This is a genomic window from Streptomyces sp. NPDC012825 (genome assembly GCF_042900925.1).
Classification (GTDB): Bacteria; Actinomycetota; Actinomycetes; order Streptomycetales; family Streptomycetaceae; genus Streptomyces.
In genome coordinates this window covers 343885-362243 of sequence record NZ_JBIBBZ010000004.1, presented here as the reverse complement: position 1 = coordinate 362243, position 18359 = coordinate 343885, and the positions used below count along the sequence as shown (strand labels likewise).

The 18359-nt window shown below is 75.1% G+C and carries 14 protein-coding genes; 8 read left to right on the top strand and 6 right to left on the bottom strand.

Annotated elements, in window-relative coordinates; translation table 11 throughout:
* Nucleotides 1-61 precede the first annotated feature (61 nt).
* A complete protein-coding gene (locus ACFY7E_RS13210) occupies nucleotides 62-1465 on the top strand; it encodes a GH1 family beta-glucosidase (RefSeq protein ID WP_389484042.1) in 1404 nt (467 codons plus the stop codon).
* A gap of 84 nt (nucleotides 1466-1549) precedes the next feature.
* Here the strand turns inward: ACFY7E_RS13210 and ACFY7E_RS13205 are convergent, their stop codons facing one another.
* Both ACFY7E_RS13205 and ACFY7E_RS13200 read right to left on the bottom strand, forming a co-directional pair.
* Complete coding sequence (locus tag ACFY7E_RS13205; RefSeq protein ID WP_383434242.1) at nucleotides 1550-2920, bottom strand: carbohydrate-binding protein; 1371 nt, start codon at nucleotides 2918-2920, stop codon at nucleotides 1550-1552.
* Between the two features lie 212 nt (nucleotides 2921-3132).
* Nucleotides 3133-4080: a LysR family transcriptional regulator gene (locus ACFY7E_RS13200; protein WP_389484040.1), complete on the bottom strand. Its 948-nt coding sequence runs from the start codon at nucleotides 4078-4080 to the stop codon at nucleotides 3133-3135.
* A gap of 154 nt (nucleotides 4081-4234) precedes the next feature.
* On the opposite strand from ACFY7E_RS13200, the gene ACFY7E_RS13195 reads away from it, so the two are divergent.
* A complete protein-coding gene (locus ACFY7E_RS13195) occupies nucleotides 4235-4900 on the top strand; it encodes a GPP34 family phosphoprotein (RefSeq protein WP_389484038.1) in 666 nt (221 codons plus the stop codon).
* Between the two features lie 64 nt (nucleotides 4901-4964).
* On the opposite strand, the gene ACFY7E_RS13190 is transcribed toward ACFY7E_RS13195, so the two are convergent.
* Nucleotides 4965-6155, bottom strand: a complete 1191-nt coding sequence (locus tag ACFY7E_RS13190) for an aromatic acid exporter family protein (protein WP_389484036.1) — start codon at nucleotides 6153-6155, stop codon at nucleotides 4965-4967.
* 171 nt (nucleotides 6156-6326) lie between these two features.
* On the opposite strand from ACFY7E_RS13190, the gene ACFY7E_RS13185 reads away from it, so the two are divergent.
* A complete protein-coding gene (locus ACFY7E_RS13185; protein ID WP_389484034.1) occupies nucleotides 6327-7580 on the top strand; it encodes an amidohydrolase in 1254 nt (417 codons plus the stop codon).
* 41 nt (nucleotides 7581-7621) lie between these two features.
* On the opposite strand, the gene ACFY7E_RS13180 is transcribed toward ACFY7E_RS13185, so the two are convergent.
* Nucleotides 7622-9088 carry an aminotransferase class I/II-fold pyridoxal phosphate-dependent enzyme gene (locus ACFY7E_RS13180; RefSeq protein ID WP_389484032.1) on the bottom strand — a complete coding sequence of 489 codons (1467 nt, stop codon included), beginning with the start codon at nucleotides 9086-9088 and terminating at the stop codon, nucleotides 7622-7624.
* Between the two features lie 271 nt (nucleotides 9089-9359).
* On the opposite strand from ACFY7E_RS13180, the gene ACFY7E_RS13175 reads away from it, so the two are divergent.
* The 3 genes from ACFY7E_RS13175 (at nucleotide 9360) to ACFY7E_RS13165 (ending at nucleotide 14533) form a co-directional block, all read left to right on the top strand.
* On the top strand, nucleotides 9360-11144 hold the full coding sequence (locus tag ACFY7E_RS13175) for an N-acetylglutaminylglutamine amidotransferase (protein WP_389484030.1): 1785 nt from the start codon (nucleotides 9360-9362) through the stop codon (nucleotides 11142-11144).
* Nucleotides 11117-13324 (top strand): S9 family peptidase, encoded by a 2208-nt coding sequence (locus ACFY7E_RS13170; RefSeq protein ID WP_389484027.1) that lies wholly within the window; start codon nucleotides 11117-11119, stop codon nucleotides 13322-13324. Before ACFY7E_RS13175 ends, ACFY7E_RS13170 begins: the two co-directional genes overlap by 28 nt.
* Before the next feature lie 114 nt (nucleotides 13325-13438).
* Nucleotides 13439-14533, top strand: a complete 1095-nt coding sequence (locus ACFY7E_RS13165; RefSeq protein ID WP_389484025.1) for a glutamate--cysteine ligase — start codon at nucleotides 13439-13441, stop codon at nucleotides 14531-14533.
* Nucleotides 14534-14570: 37 nt separating this feature from the next.
* Here the strand turns inward: ACFY7E_RS13165 and ACFY7E_RS13160 are convergent, their stop codons facing one another.
* Both ACFY7E_RS13160 and ACFY7E_RS13155 read right to left on the bottom strand, forming a co-directional pair.
* Nucleotides 14571-14720, bottom strand: a complete 150-nt coding sequence (locus ACFY7E_RS13160) for a hypothetical protein (protein ID WP_389484023.1) — start codon at nucleotides 14718-14720, stop codon at nucleotides 14571-14573.
* A gap of 57 nt (nucleotides 14721-14777) precedes the next feature.
* Entirely contained in the window at nucleotides 14778-16262 is a 1485-nt protein-coding gene (locus ACFY7E_RS13155; RefSeq protein ID WP_389484020.1) for an alpha/beta hydrolase, read from the bottom strand.
* 213 nt (nucleotides 16263-16475) lie between these two features.
* On the opposite strand from ACFY7E_RS13155, the gene ACFY7E_RS13150 reads away from it, so the two are divergent.
* The gene (locus ACFY7E_RS13150) at nucleotides 16476-17387 is read left to right on the top strand and encodes a MerR family transcriptional regulator (protein WP_389484018.1); all 912 of its coding nucleotides are present in this window, start codon (nucleotides 16476-16478) and stop codon (nucleotides 17385-17387) included.
* A gap of 190 nt (nucleotides 17388-17577) precedes the next feature.
* A complete protein-coding gene (locus ACFY7E_RS13145; RefSeq protein ID WP_389484016.1) occupies nucleotides 17578-18345 on the top strand; it encodes a GntR family transcriptional regulator in 768 nt (255 codons plus the stop codon).
* Nucleotides 18346-18359: the final 14 nt, after the last annotated feature.

Here is an 18359-nt window from a genome sequence, read left to right as displayed (position 1 = left end):
CGTCCCCCTCCGCCTCTTCCCCCTCCCCACAGAACGTCTCACCCCAGGGAGTTCCCACCCCATGACCGCGCTCGACGCCCGCACCGAACCGACGACCACGCTCCGCTTCCCCGAGGGCTTCCGCTGGGGCACCGCCACGGCCGCCTACCAGATCGAGGGGGCGGCGGCCGAGGACGGCCGCACCCCGTCCATCTGGGACACCTTCAGCCGCACGCCGGGCAAGGTCCGCAACGGCGACACCGGCGACATCGCCGCCGACCACTACCACCGGGTGGACGAGGACGTCGCCCTGATGCGCCGGCTCGGCGTGACCGACTACCGCTTCTCGATCGCCTGGCCCCGGGTCCAGCCCACCGGGCGCGGGCCGGCCGTGCGCAAGGGCCTGGACTTCTACCGGCGCCTGGCCGACTCCCTCCTGGAGGCCGGGATCCGGCCCGTGGCGACGCTCTACCACTGGGACCTGCCGCAGGAGCTGGAGGACGCGGGCGGCTGGCCGCACCGGGAGACCGCGTACCGCTTCGCCGAGTACGCGGGCATCATGGCGGACGCGCTCGGGGACCGGGTGGCGACCTGGACCACGCTCAACGAGCCGTGGTGCGCCGCCTTCCTCGGCTACGGCAACGGCGTGCACGCGCCGGGCCGCACCGACGACCTGGCCGCGCTGCGCGCCGCCCACCACCTCAACCTGGCGCACGGCCTGGGGGCGCGGGCGCTGCGCGGCGCGCTGCCCGGGTCCGCCGAGGTCTCCCTGACCCTCAACCTGCACGCCGTACGGTCCCTCACGCAGGCTCCCGAGGACCTGGACGCGGCCCGTCGGATCGACGCCGTCGGCAACCGGATCTTCCTGGACCCGGTCTTCCACGGGCGGCTCCCGGAGGACCTGGTCCGCGACACCGCGTCGGTCACGGACTGGTCGTTCGTACGGGAGGGGGACCTGGCGACGGCGGCGGCGCCGATCGACTCGCTCGGCATCAACTACTACTCCCCGTCCGTCGTCGCGGCGGGCTCCTCGGAGTCGCCGTCGCCGTGGGCGGGCGCGGAGCGGCACGTGCGGTTCGTGCCGGCGCCGGGGCCGCGCACGGCCATGGACTGGCCGGTGGACGCGGACGGGCTGCACGAGCTGCTCGTCCGGCTGCGGGACGAACTGCCGGGCGTCCCGCTGGTGATCACGGAGAACGGGGCGGCGTACGACGACTACGCCGACCCGTCGGGGAACGTGAAGGACCCGGAGCGGGTGGCCTATCTGCACGCGCACCTGGCGGCGGTCCACCGGGCCCTGGAGGACGGGGCGGACGTGCGGGGCTACTTCCTGTGGTCGCTCCTGGACAACTTCGAGTGGGCGTACGGCTACGGCAAGCGGTTCGGCATCGTCCACGTGGACTTCGCGACGCAGCGGCGGACGCCGAAGGACAGCGCCCGCTGGTACGCGGAGGTGATCGCCCGGGGCGGCCTCGCGGAGGCGTGAGGGGCCCGGACACGCGAGGAGGGGGTGCCGCGGCACCCCCTCGGAGCCGTGGCACCCCCGGTCACCCCGAGGACGGACCGCGCGTCAGACGCGCTGCCACAGGGCCGGGACGTTGGACGGCTCCCAGCCGGTCTGGGCCTGGTGGCCCTGGAGGCAGCGGTAGGTGGCGCCGCCGTAGGTGACGGTGTCACCGGCCGCGTAGACCTTGCCGGCCGCCCACGTGCCGCCCGGCTCCGGCTCGGGGCCGGGACCGGGGCCGGGGCCCGGGTCGGTGGTGGTCTTCAGGGTCAGGCCGTAGTTCTGGAGGATCGGGTTCAGCGGCTGGAAGTAGGTCGTGCCGCCGCTGGAGCAGTTGCCGGAACCGCCCGAGGTCACGCCCTGGGCCTGGCTGCCGGAGATGTACGAGCCGCCGGAGTCGCCGGGCTCGGCGCAGACCGTGGTGCGGGTGACGCCGGAGATGGTGCCCTCCGGGTAGGTCACGCTGGTGTTGTGCTGCTGCACGGTGCCGCAGTGCCAGCCGGTGGTCGAGCCGGAGCGGCACACGGAGGAGCCGACGGGCTGGAGGACCGAGCCGGTCACCTGGACGTTGGCGCCGCCCGCGCCCTTCACGTACGGGGTGGCGGTCCAGTTGGAGTTGGCGGCGACCCAGGCCATGTCGTTGCCGGGGAAGACCGAGGCCTGGAAGCTGCCCTGGGCGACCTGGTTGAAGCCGCTGGTGGAGGTGCCGGCCCGGCCGCAGTGACCGGCCGTGGCGAAGCCCTGCGTGGTGCCCTTGGTGATCGGGAAGCCCACGGAGCAGCGCCCGCTGCCGTTCATGTAGTACGCGTCGCCGCCCCGGAGGTCGTACAGCGGGCGGGGCGCCTCGGCGGTGCGGACCACCTTCACCAGGTCGCGGGGGACGCCGGTGGCCGCGACGAGCCGCGCGCCGGCCCCGGCGCGCGCCTCCTCGACGACGAGGACGTTGGCGCGGACGTCGACGTACCGGACGGGCGCCTCGGCGGTGGCGGCCCGGTCCAGGGCCTCCTTGGCCCGCTCCAGGGCGGTCAGACCGTGCGTCACGACCTCGGCGCGCGCGCCCGCGGCGCGGATCGCGGCGGCGTCGGCGGCGCGGGTGGTGGCCACGGTCAGGGTGCCGGACTCGGCGCCGTCCACCCAGGCGCCGGCGAAGGCGCCGCCCAGGTCCAGGCGGAGTCCGGCGGCCCTGGCCCCGGCCTCGGCCTCGTTGGCGAGGCGGTTCTCGGCCTGGGCGCGGGTGAGGCCGAGGTCGCGCTGCATGGCGCGGAGGAGTTCGGGCTGCGCGGAGGCGGCGCCGAGGGCGTCGGCCGCCGTTCTGACGGTGGGGGCGCGGTCCTCGCCGTGCGGGGCCGCGGTGGCGGAACCGGCCTGGAGGCCGGCCAGTGCCAGGCCGGCGGCGGCCAGCACGGTACACGCCGTGCGGGCGTGTCGTCGGAGCATGGGGAGTCTCCTCGGTTGGCGGTGGGGATCTGCTGAAACCGTAGGGATCCCGGCGAGGAGACGGCAGTTGTCGGTCGGCCCCTGCCACGGCGTTATGGCCGGGGGCCGAAGGGGCGGCGGGGGCGGGGCGTTGTTCGGGGGCAGGGGGCGGGTGCGGGAGGACGGTCGGGTACGGGGAGGGCGGTCGGGTGTACGGGTAGGGCGGGCGCGCGTCAGCGCGGGGTGCCCTCGCGGGGTGCCGGGGCCGTCGTGCGGCCGGCGCTGCGGGACAGGGCCTCCTCGTGGGCGGCCCTGGTGTGGTTCAGGACGGCGGCGGCCCGGCCGGCGGCGCGGCCCTCGGGATGCCAGCCGAGCAGGTGCCGCCAGACCAGCGGCGCACCGGCGAGGGGCCGGGTCACGAGGCCGGGGGTGACGGGGAAGGTGGCCCGGCACAGGCCGACGGCCCGGCCGACCTGGACCAGGTGCACGCAGGAGGCGGTGTCCGTCTCGTACACGCAGGCCGGGGTGAAGCCGGCGCGTACGCAGGCGGCGGCGAAACAGTCGCCGAAACAGCCGTCGCCCGGCACGTCGGTCCAGGCCTCCGCCGCCAGTTCGGCCAGCTCGATCTCGGTGCGGGACGCCAGCGGGTGGTCGGCGGCCAGCATCACGTACACCGGGTCGCGGGCGACCTCCGTCCAGGCGAGCCGGCCCGCCTCGGGCGGTCCGCTCTCGCCGCAGACGCCGACGAGGGCGAAGTCGAGCCGGCCCGCGACCACACCACCGGCGATCTCGCGCTCCGACCACGAGGTGTACGTGGTCAGCGGCGTGCCGGGGTCGGTGCGGGCGATCCGGTCGACGAGGCCGCCGAGCAGCGGGCCGTGCGTGCCGCCGAGCCGGTAGCCCTCCGCCCCGTCCCGGGCGAACCGCACCGCCTCCTCCTGGAGTTCGCACACGGCGGGCAGCACCACGCGGGCGCGTTCCAGGACGAGGTCGCCGAGCGCCGTGGTCCGCACCCCCTCCCGGCCCCGCTCGAACAGCTCGCCGCCCAGAGCGCGTTCGATCCGTTTGAGCTGGGCGCTGAGGGCGGGTTGCGCGAGGCCGAGCGCGGTGGCGGCGCGGGTGAGACTCCCCGCGTCCGCGATGGCCCGGATCGTCTTGAGGTGCCTCAGCTCCAAGTCCATGGGGAGAGCTTGGCGTCCCGCGCCCGGGAGGTCCAGACCAGCGACGGGCCGTACGCGGCGGGAACCGGAGGGAGCGCCCGGCCGTCCTGGGATGCGGAAGGGCGTCCGACCGGAAGAACGGCCGCCGGGAGCGCACGACAACAGGAGGTACTGGGTGACGGTCACGCTCGCGGAGGAGATCATGCTGCTGTCGCTGGACGACGAGTCGGGGGCGGCGAAGGAGAGGCAGTCCGCCTCCTGGGCCGTCGCCGGCGGCATCCTGCTCGACCTCGTCCTGGCCGGGCGCGTGGCGGTCGACGGGGGACGCCTGCGGGTGGCGGACGAGACGCCGACCGGCGTTCCGCTCCTCGACGAACGGCTGCGGCGGATCGCCGAGTGGGCGGGCCGGAGGAGCCGGGCCCCGAAGGTCACCGAGTGGCTGACGAAGGACTCCCGGAAGGCCGTGGAGGCCACGATCGACAGTCTGCGCGGGCGGGGTCTCGTCCGCGCCGAACAGCACCGGGTCCTGGGGATCTTCCCCGTCACCCGCTACCCGGAGGCCGACGGTTCCGTGGAGCGCGAACTGCGGGACGGGCTGCGGTCCGTGGTCCTCGGCGGCGCCGAGCCCGACGCGCGCGCGGCGGGCCTCCTCGCCCTCGTGCACGGCGCGAAGCTGCACCGCCTCGCCTTCCCCGACGTGCCGCGCAAGGAGATCGCCCCGCGCCTGGAGGAGATCGCGGCCGGCCAGTGGGTGGCGGAGGACGTGCGCCGCGCGATCCGCGACATGCAGGCGGTGACGGCCGCTGTCACGGCGGCCACGGTGGTCACGACCGTGAGCTGAGCACCCGACACGGTCCCGGGCGTTCGCGGGCCGGGGGTCCGGCCGTCCGCGACCTCGTCACCGCTCAGCCGCGCGTGTCGGCGGCGAGGTCCGCCGTGTGCTTGATCTCCTCCAGGATCCGCGCCGCCTCCACAAGGACCGTGCCGTGCACGGGCCACTCCCCCTCCCCGCCCGGGCCGCCGGACCCGGCCTCGGTCGCCACCTCGGCGTAGCGGCGCTCGGCGTCCTCGACGCGGGCGCGGAGCCGGTCGGGGTCGTCCGGTCCCCGGGGCGGGGCGAAACCTTCGAGCGCCTCGGCGATGGCGTGCAGCAGTTCGGCGTAGGAGGCGGAGAAGTCCGCCGAGACGGACACCTCGAAGGCGCGGCGCGGCTCGGACGGCTCGGGGGTCCGGGGCTCGTACGTCAGGGCGCGGGCGATGGAGCGGACGTGCGTGCCGACGCGCTCGACCATGCCGATGGTCTCGTGGCAGCGCTGGAGCGAGGCGCGGGCGCTGTTCCAGGGGCGGCGGGGGTTGAGCCTGGTGTTCTCCTGCTCCCTCTCGAGCGCCGCGCGCGCGTCCTTCGCCCGTGCGGCCAGGTCCTCGCAGCGGCGCGGCCAGTCCTCCTCCCGTACGTCCTCGTCCCCGGACTTCCCGGCGGCGGTCCGGGCCAGGTCCCGCAGGAGGGTCCGCGCGCGGTCGGCCAGCTCCTCGACCCGGCGCCGTGCCGTGGCCGTGTGCGGCGAGGGGGCGACGGCGAAGTGGGCGGCGAGACCGCAGCAGACCCCGATGGCGGCGGACGCGACCAGGGGGCCGATGTAGTCGATCCGTCCGCCGCCGCCGGCGAACGCGAAGAGGGCCACCACCGGGATCTGGGCGCCCTGTCCTCCGAGGAGGTCGAGGCGGGCCACCAGCAGGGCGACGAACACCAGCACGCAGAGGGCCCAGGCGTGGACGCCGACGGTGCTGCCGAAACCCGCCGCCACCGCCGTGCCGATCGCCATGGCCCCCAGGTACTGGGCCGAGTGCCGCAGCGAGCGGTAGACCGTGGACTGGAGGGCGAGGAGCGCGGTGAACGGGGCGAACGCCGTGACGTTCGTGGGCAGCAGCCAGGAGGAGAGGCACCAGGCGACGGTCGCGGCGGCCGCGCCCTTGGCCTGGAGCAGCATCCCGTCGCGCGCCTCGCCGGGGCCCCGTACCGCCTCCTCCAGGGACGTGCGGGCGGTGCGCCACCGGTGCCGACACCAGTCGCCCACCCGGGTCTTCGTCTCGGACACGCCTCTCCCGTCCTCCGTCACCGCTCGTGTTCGCCGCGCCTACCCGACCCCGAGGGATGTACGTGTGCGTCTTCCGGCGTCCCGAGAAGAAGCGGCCGTTCCGGGCGTCGCGCGCGCCGGACGTGGAAGACGCGGGGGTGTCGGCGATCGTTCGCATCGGAGGAGGCCCCCGTGTCCCGCACCCCGGAAGCCCGTGTCCCGGAAAGCGTGTACGCCCGTGTCCGGGAGGAGGTGGCCGCGCGGGCGGACCGGCTCTGGGAGGTGGGCCTCGCGCTGCACCGCGAACCCGAGACGGCCTACGAGGAGCACGGGGCGTCCCGGCTGCTCGCGGACGAGCTCGAACGGGAGGGTTTCCGGGTGGAGCGCGGCGTGGCGGGGCTGCCGACCGCCTTCGTCGGACGGTCGGGAGGGGAGGGCCCGGCGGAGGGCGGGAGGCCGTGCGTCGCCCTGCTGATGGAGTACGACGCGCTGCCGCTGCTCGGTCACGCCTGCGGGCACAACCTGATCGCGGCGGCCGGCCTCGGCGCGGCGCTCGCCGCGCGGGCCGCGCTCGGCGAGGCCGGAACCGGGACCGGAACCGGAACCGGAACCGGGGGGACGCTGCTCGCCGTCGGGACCCCGGCGGAGGAGCGCGGCGGCGGGAAGGTGACGGAGGTGGAGGCGGGCCTGTTCGAGGGGGTGGACGCGGCCCTGATGTTCCACCCGGGCGTGTACGACTGGGCGCGGGCCCCGCTGACCGCCAGCGCGCAGATCCGGGTGGGGTTCCACGGGCGGGCCGCGCACCCGACGGGCAGCCCCACGGAGGGGATCGACGCCCTGGGGGCCCTGATCCAGCTGTTCAACGCGCTCGGCGTGCTGCACAAGCGCCTGCCGTCCGGGTCGCACGTCCAGGGGATCGTCACGGACGGGGGCCGGGCCACGAACATCGTCCCCGAGTACGCGGAGGGACTCTTCGGGCTGCGCGGCGGGACCACGGCGGCCCTGGAAGCGCTCGTGGAGGAGCTGCGCACGTGCGCCCGGGGCGTGGCGCTCGCCACCGGAACGACGGTGGAGGTGACGGACGTGGGCGGCCGGTACGAGCACTTCCGGGACAACGACGTGCTGTCCGGCCTCTTCGCCGGGCACCTGGAGCGGGCGGGGATCCGCCTTTCGGAGCCCGTGGCGGGCGTCTATCTGGGGTCGTCGGACATCGGGAACGTCAGTACGCGCGTGCCCGCGATCCATCCGTTCGTCGCGATCATGGGCGCGGACGGTTCGGACCACACGCCGGAGTTCGCGGAGGCGGCGGCCGGGCCCCGGGCGCGGCGGGTGGTGCTGGCGGCGGCCGAGGCGCTCGCCTGCACGGCGGTGGACGTCCTGCTGCGGGCGGACGTGCCGGAGCGGGCCTGGGACGGCTTCCGGGAGAAGGCGGCCGCGGGGCTGTGACGGGTCCTCGTCTCCCCCGGATCCCGGGGGAGACGGGACCGTCAGTCCTCGACGCTCACGCGTACGGTCCTGACCTCGGTGTCGGCCGCGTCCGGCACGACCATCCCGGCCTCGACGCCGCTGCGCAGGTACCGCAGGACCTCGGCGTTGAGCCGCTCGCCGGGCAGTGCGGCGGGGATGCCGGGCGGGTAGGGGGTGAGCATCTCGGCGGTGACCCGGCCGACGGCCTTCTCCCAGGGCACCTGCTCGACCCGCCCGAAGAAGGCGTCGCGCGGGAGCATGACCTGCTCCAGACGCAGGTCGGCCGGGTCGGCGACCTCCACCCGGGGCGCGGGGCGCAGTTCGTCGGCGTGCGCGGCGGCGTCGCGCAGGGCGTCGAGCAGGAGCTGGGCGCTGTGGATGTCGTCCGCATGGGTGAGCTGGGCGCTGGTGCGGCGGTGGTCGGACAGGTGCAGGTTGACGTGGTGGCGCTCGCGGATCCAGTCGGCGACGCGGTAGCCGGTGGTGCCGAGGCCGGTGATGTCGACGATGACCTGGAGGGGGTCGAGGTCGGCCGCGCGGCCGGGCCCGCAGAAGTCGTCGCGTCCGTGGACGCGCATGCCGGCGATGCCGTCGATCCGCGTCCGTACCGTCTTGGCCAGGGAGAGCGCGTCGTCGTAGAGGGCGTGGCCGTGCTGGGCCATCTGGCGGCGCCAGCCGTCGAGGGCCGCGTACACGAGGACGGAGGGGCTGGTGGTGCCCAGGAGGTCCTCGCGGTTCTTGAGGACCTCGGGCTGGATCAGGTCGCCCTGGAGGTGGAAGACCGAGCTCTGTTCGAGGCCGGAGCCCATCTTGTGCACGGAGGTGACGCACACGTCCGCGCCGGCGTCCATGGCCCAGGTCGGCAGGTCCGGGTGGAACGGCAGGTGGGCGCCCCACGCCTCGTCGACGATGAGCGGCACGCCGTGCTCGTGGCAGACGTCGGCGATGGCCGCCAGGTCGGAGCAGGTGCCGTACGGCGTCGGCGTCGTGACCAGGGCGCCCCGGGCGTCCGGGTGCTCGGCGAAGGCGGCGCGGAAGGATTCTGCGGACGGCGGGTGCGCGAGGTGGAGTTCGGCGTCCCACTGGGGGTCCACCCAGACCGGCACGATCCCGGCGAGCACGAGGCCGGACACCACGGACTTGTGCGCGTCCCGTCCCACGAGCAGCTTCTCGTGGGGCCCGGCGACGGAGAGCATGGCGGCCTTGACGGAGAGCGAGCTGCCGCAGGTCGAGAAGAAGGTGTGCTTCGCGCCGACGGCGTCCGCCATCAGCTCCTGCGCCTTCTCCAGGATCCCCTTGGAGGACGTGCGGTCGTCGAGACCGCTGGTGGCCAGCACGTCGGACCGGAAGACGGCGTCCCCGAGGACCGCGCGCACGCGGGCGTCCGCGCCGCGGCCCTGCTTGTGGCCGGGCGGGGTGAAGGGTGTCTGGTTCTCCGCGTGGTACGCGGCCAGGGCGTCGAGCACGGGTGCTTGTGAGTGGTCCATGCTGCTTCGACTTCCCCCGGGAAAAGGACAAAAACCCCAGGTGGCGGTGGACGGAGGGTGTACGCACCGTGACTCTTCGGAAGGCATGATCCCCGGCCCGCCGGGCAGTCGCGGTACGGAGCGGGTCGCCGCGCACCCCGTACCGAGGGGCGCACGCGCACCTGCTCCCTGTCTTCGAGGAGTCTGCAGTGAGTGATGCACATGAGGTCGAGGAGGGCTGCGAGGCCCCGGACGCGCCGGGGGCGGCGGGGGTTCGAGAAACGGGTGCGACATGTGCGGTCTGAGCGGTGAGATACGTTTCGACGACCGGCGGCCCGACGTGGCCGCGGTGGAGCGCATGACCGAGCGTCTGGCGGCCCGCGGCCCCGACGGTCAGGGCATCTGGTCGCAGGGCCCGGTGGCCCTGGGCCACCGCCGCCTCAAGATCATCGACCTGTCCGAGCGCGGTGCCCAGCCGATGGCGGACGCCGAGGCCCGGCTCACGGGCGTGTTCAACGGGTGCGTGTACAACTACCAGGAGCTCCGGCGGGAGCTGGAGACCCTGGGGCACCGGTTCTTCTCCACCTCGGACACCGAGGTGGTCCTCAAGGCGTACCACCAGTGGGGCGTCGACTGCGTCGACCGCTTCAAGGGCATGTTCGCCTTCGTCATCGTGGAGAACGACACGGGCAGGCTCGTGCTCGGCCGCGACCGGCTGGGCATCAAGCCGCTGTACCTGTCCCACTCCCCGGGCCGGCTGCGGTTCGCCTCCAGCCTGCCCGCGCTGCTCGCGGGCGGCGGCGTCGACACGTCCCTGGACCCCGTCGCCCTGCACCAGTACCTGAGCTGGCACGCCACGGTGGCGGCCCCGCGGACCGTCCTCAACGGAGTGCGCAAGCTGCCGCCCGCCACGGTGCGCGTGGTGGAGCCGGACGGCTCGTACCGCGACCGGGTCTACTGGCAGCCGTCGTACACCCGGCGTCCCGAGTACGCGGGCATGGACGCGGGCGACTGGCGCGACGCGGTCCTCGACTCGCTGCGGACGGCGGTGCGCCGCCGGATGGTCGCCGACGTGCCGGTCGGCGTGCTGCTCTCCGGCGGGCTCGACTCGTCCCTGATCGTCGGGCTCCTCGCCGAGGAGGGCCAGAAGGACCTGGCCACGTTCAGCGTCGGGTTCGAGGCGGAGGGCGGCGAGGAGGGCGACGAGTTCTACTACTCGGACCTGGTCGCGCGCCACTACGACACCGAGCACCACCAGCTCATGGTCCCCTCGGACCGGGTGTCGACCGCCCTGGACAGCGCGGTCCTCGCCATGAGCGAGCCCATGATCAGCCATGACGTGGTCGCGTTCCACCTCCTTTCGGAGCTGGTCTCCAAGGAGGTGAGCGTCGTCCAGAGCGGCCAGGGCGCCGACGAGGTGTTCGCCGGCTACCGCTGGTACCCGGACCTGGCCTCCGTGCCGCGCGAGCGGGAGCCGGAGCAGTACGCGGAGGTGTACTTCGACCGTCCGCACTCCGACTTCGCCAGGATCCTCCAGCCGCACCTGCTGACCGGCCGGGACGAGTCCGGCCTGTTCGTCCGGGAGCACATGGGCGTGCCGGGGGCCGAGACCGCGCTCGACGCGGCGCTGCGGCTCGACACCCACGTCATGCTCGTCGACGACCCGGTGAAACGGGTGGACAACATGACCATGGACTGGGGACTGGAGGCGAGAGTCCCGTTCCTGGACCACGAGCTGGTCGAGCTGGCGGCGGCCTGCCCGCCGGAGCTGAAGCTGGCCCAGGGCGGCAAGGGCGTGCTGAAGGACGCCGGCCGGAAGCTGCTGCCGCGCGAGGTCGTGGACCGGCCCAAGGGCTACTTCCCGGTGCCGGCCATCCGCCACATGGCGGGGCCCGTCCTCGAACGGGTGCGTCAGGCGCTGTCCGCGCCGGAAGCACGCGCACGGGGCGTCTTCCGGGACGAGTACGTCGCCGAACTGCTCTCCGCCCCCGACCACCACCGGACGAAGCGAGGAGCGAACGCCCTGTGGCACGTAGCGTTGCTGGAGATATGGCTGCAGACGCACGGGATCGACTGATCGGAGCGATGTCGGCGGCGCCCGTGCCGGTGCCGCTGGCCGACGCCGCCGGGACCCGCGACACGCCCCGGCCACTGGTCTCGCACGGCTGCTGGTACCCGTCCGTGGACCCCACGGGCGAATGGGTGGCGTTCATCTGCGACCGGACGGGCGTCCCCCAGCTCTGGACCGGGGCGGTGAACGGCGAGGAGATCCACCTCCTCGACGCGGACCCCGATCCGGTCACGGAGGTGGCCTGGTCCCCCGACGGACGGTGGATCGCCTACACGGTCGCCCCCGGGGGCGGCGAGCACACCCGCGTCCTGTGCGTACGACCGGACGGCACCGGCCGCCGGATCGTGGCGGGCGCGGACGCGGGCAGCTCCGCCTACCTGGGCTGCTGGACGCGCGACGGCTCGGCCGTGGCGGTCACGGTGGCCGAGCCGCCGCCCCCGGCGGGCCGCACGGCCCAGTGGGAGCAGACCTCCCCGGACCACGAGACCGTGTTCGCGGACCTGCCCGCGGGCTGGGCGGAGCGCGACGGCCCGGCCACGCTGCTGGGCGGTGCCGGGCGCGGGGACGTGGGATCGGACGGGGCCGGGCCCGGGCACGGCCCCGGCCTTGTCGGTCTCGGCCCCGTCGTCCCCGGTCTCGGTCCCGTCGTCCCCGGCCTCGGCCCCGTCGTCCCCGGTCTCGCCCCCGGCTCGGGGACGAGCGGCCTCGACGGCGAGGGCCCCGGTCTCGACGGCGGGGCGCCGGACCGGCTCACCGCCTATCTGGTCGATCCCTCCGGGCTCGCGTCCCCCGTGCTCGTCGCCGCCGAGTCGGGCGCCGCGACGCTGCGGGTGTGCGACGTCAGCCAGGACGGCCGGTTCGCCCTGGTGCGCCGGGGACCGCGCGGCCGGCGGGAGGCGGTGGTGGTGCGCACGGCCGATCTCACGACCGGGTCCGTCCTGCGGGTCGGCGACGGGGACCCGTGGATCGGACGGTTCGCGCGGGACGGACGCACGCTGTGGCTGCGCAGCGACCACGAGCGCCGGTTCGCGGCGCTCCTCGCGGCCTCCCTCGACGAGGACGGCGGGCGTCTCGGCCTGTCCGTGGTGGCCGAGCGCGAGGACAGCGACCTGGAGCTCCTCGCGTTCGCCGAGGACGGGCGCACGGCCGCGCTCGCGTGGAACGTGCGGGGCGCGAGCGAGCTGGAGACCCTGAGCCTGTCCACGGCGGCGCGGCCCCGGCGGGTGCCGCTGCCGCACGAGGTGGTCACCCGGATCACCCGGGCCGGACCGGCCGGGATGGTCCTCGCCGTGTCGGGTCCGCAGCGCCGTCCGGGCGTGTGGTGGGCCCCTCCCGGCGCCGGGGCGCTGTCGGCGCGGACGCCGTGGTCGTCACGGGACGAGGACGCCGTGCCCCCGGGCCGGCCGCCCGTACGGCCCGTACCGCTGCGGCCGGTGGCCCGCGACGGGCTGCACCTGGGCGGGTGGTACTACCGGGCGCCCGGCCGTGACGCCGGACGTCCGGCCCCCTGCGTGATCCATCTGCACGGCGGGCCGGAGGAGCAGGAACGACCGGTGTTCGATCCGCTGTACCACGAACTCCTCGGCCGGGGCCTCGACGTCTTCGCGCCCGACGTGCGCGGCTCGTCGGGCTGGGGCCGGCCGTTCGTGGACGCAGACCTCGGTACGGGGCGGTTCGCGGCGATCGACGACGTGGCCGACTGCGCGGCGCACGTGATCCTGGACGGCCTGGCCGATCCGACGCGCCTGGCGGTGATGGGGCGCTCGTACGGCGGCTATCTGACGATGGCGTCCCTCGTGTGGCACCCCGAGCTGTTCCGGACCGGGGTCGCGGTGTGCGGGATGTCGGACCTCGCGACGTTCTTCGCGGGGACGGAGCCCTGGATCGCCGAGTCGGCGGCGCACAAGTACGGCCATCCGGTGCGCGACCGGGAGCTGCTGCGCGCCCTGTCCCCCATGAGCCGGGTCGACGAGCTGCGCGTGCCGCTGCTCGCGGTGCACGGCGAGTACGACACGAACGTTCCGCCGGGCGAGTCCGAGCAGATGGTGCGGGCCGCGCGGGAGCGGGGGCTGCCGGCCGAGATGCTCACGCTGCGTGACGAGGGGCACGAGTTCCGGCGGGCGGACAACAGGCGGCTGTTCCGCCGGACCGCCGCCGACTGGATGCAGCGCCATCTGGGCCCGTGAGGGGACGCGCTTTCCCTCACCGTCCGCAGCCGGGTGGTATCACCCGCGTGACCTGCGGAAAAGCGGTGTCCTCCGGACCGATTCCCTCTGTCCGATCCGGGGTATTCGGGAGACATGATCACTATTGGGGTCGAGGAAGAGTACTTGCTGCTCGATCCGGACACATGCCTTCCGGTTCCGCTCGGTGACCAGGTGCGCGCGTCCGCCGGACTGCAGCCGCTCGTCGAGGGTTCCGAGGTCCAGTCGGAGCTGCTCCAGGCGCAGGTGGAGGTCGCCACCCCGGTGTGCACGGACCTGGAGGAGGTCGGCGGCCACCTGCTGCGCCTGCGGCACGCGCTCGGCATGGCGGCGGAGCGGAACGGCTGCCGACTCGCCGCCTGCGCGACGGCCCCCTACCGGGAGACGGCACCCGTGCCGGTCACCCGGAAGGCCCGCTACCTGGCGATGTCCACCCAGGCCCCGCAGCTCGTGGCCGAGCAGTTGGTCAACGGGATGCACGTGCACGCGGCCGTGCCGGACCGCGAGATGGGCGTCGCCGTCCTGAGCCGCATCCGGGTCTGGCTGCCGGTCCTGGTGGCCATGTCCGCGAACTCGCCCCTGTGGGACGGCGGCGACACCGGGTTCGCGAGCTGGCGCACGGTGATCTTCGGCCGGTGGCCGGTCAGCGGCCCGCCGCCCCGTTTCACCTCGCTCGCGGACCACGAGGACCGCGTCCAGGCCCTCCTCGACACCGGCATCATCACCGACACCGGTCAGCTGTACTGGCAGGCCCGCCTGTCCGACCGGTACCCGACGGTCGAGGTGCGCTGCGCCGACGTGCAGCTGCGCGCCGACGAGGCGGTCATGTTCGCCGGGATCGTCCGGGCCCTGGTCGCCACGGCGATCGGCGAGGAGAAGGCCGGGGCGCCGCTCCCCGACTGCTCTCCCGAACTCCTCCAGGCGTCCAACTGGCACGCGGCCCGGCACGGCCTGAGCGGCCTGCTCGTCGACCCGGAGGGGTGCTCGCGCCGGGCGGGCGACGTGCTGTGCTCACTGCTCGAACACATCACACCCGCCCTCGACGAGGCCGGCGACACCCGCGAGGTGTCCTCCCTGCTGCACCGACTGCTCCAGGAGGGCACCTCGGCCGACCGCCAGCGCCGCGCCCTGGCCGAGGGCGGCCTGCCGGCCCTGGTCGAACTGATCACCACGGAGACGGTCGCTCCCTGACCCGTCCACGCGCCGCCGGCCCACCGGCGGCGCACGGTCATGTCTTCCCCGCGAGCAACCGGGTCCGACGGCCGAGGACGCGGGCCACCCCGGCGACGAACTCCGGCCGCAGCGGCGGACCGTTCCCGTGCTCGACGCCCAGGTACGCGAAGGCGAAGCAGTCGTTCTCCCACTCCCACGCGGGCAAGGGGACCGTCCGCCGGCACGCCGGGCGGTGTAGGCCGACCGCGAGCGCGTACGGCCGTCACTCCCCCAGGCGCGAGAGCACCGCCGCCACCGCCCGCTCCACGGCCTCGGCCGACTCCTCGGTGGGGTCGAGCAGTTCGAAGCCGTGGCGGCCGTGGGGCACGTCGACGGTCTCGACGCGGGCGCCGCGCCTCCCGGCGGCGGTCAGGAACGCCTCGACCGTCGCCGCGATCGCCGGGTGCTCCCGTCCGGCCCGGGTCACGACCACCGGCGGCCCGTCCGCCGCGCCCACCGCGTCGGCCGGGCGGAAGCGGGGCTCCACCGCCTCCCAGCCGGGCAGTGGCGCGAGCATCGGGTAGGTGGCGGCCACGCACCGCAGCCACGGCGGGGGCGCGTCGAGCCAGTCCGCCGCGAGGAGCGCGCCGCCGGAGAAGAACCAGAGGGCGATCCGCTCCCCGTCGACGCGCGGGTCGGCGCGGACGAGTGCGACGGCCCCGGCGAGGTCCTCGGCGGCGAGGGCGTAGTCGGCGAGGCCGTGGAGCCGGTGGTCCAGGGTGGCGCCGACGGCGCCCGCGCCCGCCGCGAGGCGCCCGTATCCCAGGAGGAACGGCGTGTCGCGCGGGGTGGGCCGCTGGTCGGGGTCGACCGGGCCGCCGTGGACGAAGACGATCGCCGGCCGGGGTCCTGCGGCGTCCGGGAGGTGGAGGTCGACCCGGCCGTGGCGTTCGCGCGGGACCTCGGGGACGTCCCGTACGCCTTCCAGGAAGGGCCGGAGGTGCGTCGGCCGCCCGTCCGCGGGTGCGGTCACCCGGTGGCCCTCGCCCGCCGCCGCGCGGCGCAGGGTCTTCGCGAGTTCGGCGGGCGCGGAGAGCATCGGCCAGTGTCCGGTGGCGAGTTCGAGGAAGCGGAACCGGTCGTCGGCCAGTGCGCGGAACCGGGGCGGACCCGACTCCACCAGCATCTCGACCGTGGAGATGTCCGACCCGCCGGCCGTGCACAGGACGCCGGTGACCGGCAGGGCGGAGGCGGCTCCGGTCGGGCGGAGCGGTTCGGTGAGCGTGGCGGCCGGCTGGGGCACGGCGAGGCGCTCCAGGCGGGCGAGGGCCTCGGCGGGGATGCCTTCGAGGCCGCCCCAGCGGGACCGGGTCTCCCGCGTCGGCGGCGAGACCCGTCCGTCCGCGCCGACCCGGCCCCCGGGGTCGGGTACGGAGCGCGCGGCCGGCTCTCCGTCCTGCGGGAGGGGCGTGTCCAGGGCGACGATCCGGGTGACCCGCCCGGGCCGCCGGTCGGCCGCGCCGAGCACCGGGTGGAGGCCGTACCCGTGGCCCACGAGGACCACCTCGGTCTCCGTGAGGCCGTCGATCAGCCGTACCAGGTCCTCGACGTGCGTCTTCAGCCCGGTCCCGGCCCCTTCGCGCCGGCCGTCCATGCCGGTCAGGGTCACCGGGTGCGCCTCGTCGCCCGCCCTCCGGAGCCGGGCCGCCGTCTCCTCCCACACCCAACCGCCGGTGAAGCTGCCCGGTACCAGTACGAACGCCGTCATGAGCGTCTCCTCTCCTCTTCTGGATCTTTCGCGGCCGTGTCCGCCGCCCCGACGCTAGGACCTCCCCCTGCGGGAGGTTCAAGAGCCGCTTCCGGCGTCCTCGTCGGACAAGGACCCCGCCGTATCGCATGCGCATGCGCACCACGGACGGCGGGCCCGGCGTCAGAATGGGCGTGTCCGAGGACGGTCGGCCCTTTCCGGGAGGTGCGTGTCGTGGTGTCCGACGGCCTGTGGAGCATCGGGGAACTGGCCGCCGGGGCGGGCGTCACCGTCAAGACCGTGCGCTACTACTCCGACCGCGGCCTGCTGCCCGAGGCGGCCCGCAGCTCGGGCGGGCACCGCCGGTACGGGCCGGGGGCGCTCGACCGGCTCCTTCTGATCCGTTCCCTGCGCGCGCTCGACCTGCCGGTGCCCGAGGTGGAGAGGGTCCTCGACCGGGACGGGGTTCCGGCGGAGGTCCTCGCGGACCGGTTGCGGGACGTCGGCTCCCGGCTGGCCGCGCTGCGCTGGCAGGAGGCCGCCCTGCGGTCGCTCCAGGAGTGCCCCGACGGGGAGCGCGCGGACCGGGCCCGGCTGCTCGGCGCCGTGCCCGCGCCGCCCGGCACGGACGCCCTGGTCCGGTTCTGGCGCCGGATCCTGCCGGTGGGGCTCTCGGGCCGGACGGTGTCCCTGGTCCTGGACTCGGTGGTGCCGCAGCCCCCGGTGGAACCGAGCCCCGCGCGCGTACTGGACTTCGCCCGGCTGCACGCGCTCGCCTCCGGTCCGTTCCCCGGTGCCGCGTGCCGGAGCGCGCAGCCGCTGCCGGAGGGCGCGTACCGGCCGGACGTGCTGTACGAGGGCCTGGCCGAGGCGTACGCGCTGGCCGGGGCGGAGGAGCGGACCGGGCGGACCGGCGGGGCTCTGGACTGCTTCGTCTCGGCGTACGCCGCCGCGCAGGGCGTACGGGACACCCCGGACTTCCGGCGCGGTCTCGTCCCCGTGCTCGACCGGGGCGACAGCGTCCTGATCCGGCGCTACTGGAAGCTCGCCGCCAGCCTGTTCGGGCCGGGCGAGCCGGTCCTCGGCCTCCTCCACCACCGGCTCTCCGCCGCCCTCCGCCACGAGGTCGACGGGCACGCGGTCTGACGGACCCGGCCCCGGGCGCGCACCCCGATCCACATCGTGGGCCGCCGACCGTCCACGTGATGGGCGGCCGAGTGGCGGAACTCGTCGCCGCTTCCACGTACCCCCAGGTCAGAAGGGTGCGGAGGGGGCGTCAGGTGGCGCAATGTTGTGGCAACACCACCGGGGCCGGTCCCCCGCTACGTTCCGTGTCATGCCCGCCGAACCCGCTCCCGCCGCCCGCCCCGTCGCCGCCGCCCGCCGTCGGCGTCTCCGGGCGGACCGGGCGCGGCAGCTCGCCGACCTGCTGCGCCACCAGGTCCTGGCGGGCGGTTTCCCCGGCGGGGTCCTGCCCCTGGAGGACGTCCTCGCGGCCGACTACCGGGCCAGCCGCAACACCGTGCGGCAGGCCCTGGACCTGCTGCGCGGCGAGCAGCTGGTCGACCGGCAGCCGGGGGTCGGCACGGTGGTGGTCGGCGAGAAGTACCCGCACGGCCTGGACCGGCTCCAGGGTCTCGCCGAGACCCTGCACGAGCACGGCCGGGTCACCAACGAGGTGCGGACCGTGGGACCGGTCGGGGCGCCCGGCCCGGTGGCCCACCGGCTCGGGCTTCCCGAGCACTCCGACGTGCTGTGCATCGAGCGGCTGCGGCGCCTCAACGGGCTGCCGCTCTCCCTGGACCTGTCCTACCTGCCGATGGACGTCGGCGCCCGGCTCCTGGACTGCGACCTGGAGAACACGGACGTCTTCCGGCTCCTGGAGCAGCTCACCGGCTCTCCGCTCGGGCACGCGGAGATCACCCTGGAGGCCGTCAACGCCGACGCGCACTCCGCCGCCGTGCTCCAGGCCCCGCGCGGGGCGGCCGTCCTGATGCTGGAGCGGCTGACCTGTCTGCCCGACGGCCGGCCGGTGGACCTGGAGTTCATCCGCTTCCGCGGCGACCGCATCACCATGAGCGGGATCCTGCGCCGCTCCCTCTGAACCACGACGCCCCC

Excerpts from the sequence above, each read along its gene's own strand:
- ACFY7E_RS13210 (WP_389484042.1), top strand. The coding sequence starts at position 62 with ATGACCGCGCTCGACGCCCGCACCGAACCGACGACCACGCTCCGCTTC.
- ACFY7E_RS13205 (WP_383434242.1), bottom strand. The coding sequence starts at position 2,920 with ATGCTCCGACGACACGCCCGCACGGCGTGTACCGTGCTGGCCGCCGCC.
- ACFY7E_RS13200 (WP_389484040.1), bottom strand. The coding sequence starts at position 4,080 with ATGGACTTGGAGCTGAGGCACCTCAAGACGATCCGGGCCATCGCGGAC.
- ACFY7E_RS13180 (WP_389484032.1), bottom strand. The coding sequence starts at position 9,088 with ATGGACCACTCACAAGCACCCGTGCTCGACGCCCTGGCCGCGTACCAC.
- ACFY7E_RS13175 (WP_389484030.1), top strand. The coding sequence starts at position 9,360 with ATGTGCGGTCTGAGCGGTGAGATACGTTTCGACGACCGGCGGCCCGAC.
- ACFY7E_RS13170 (WP_389484027.1), top strand. The coding sequence starts at position 11,117 with ATGGCTGCAGACGCACGGGATCGACTGATCGGAGCGATGTCGGCGGCG.
- ACFY7E_RS13165 (WP_389484025.1), top strand. The coding sequence starts at position 13,439 with ATGATCACTATTGGGGTCGAGGAAGAGTACTTGCTGCTCGATCCGGAC.
- ACFY7E_RS13155 (WP_389484020.1), bottom strand. The coding sequence starts at position 16,262 with ATGACGGCGTTCGTACTGGTACCGGGCAGCTTCACCGGCGGTTGGGTG.
- ACFY7E_RS13145 (WP_389484016.1), top strand. The coding sequence starts at position 17,578 with ATGCCCGCCGAACCCGCTCCCGCCGCCCGCCCCGTCGCCGCCGCCCGC.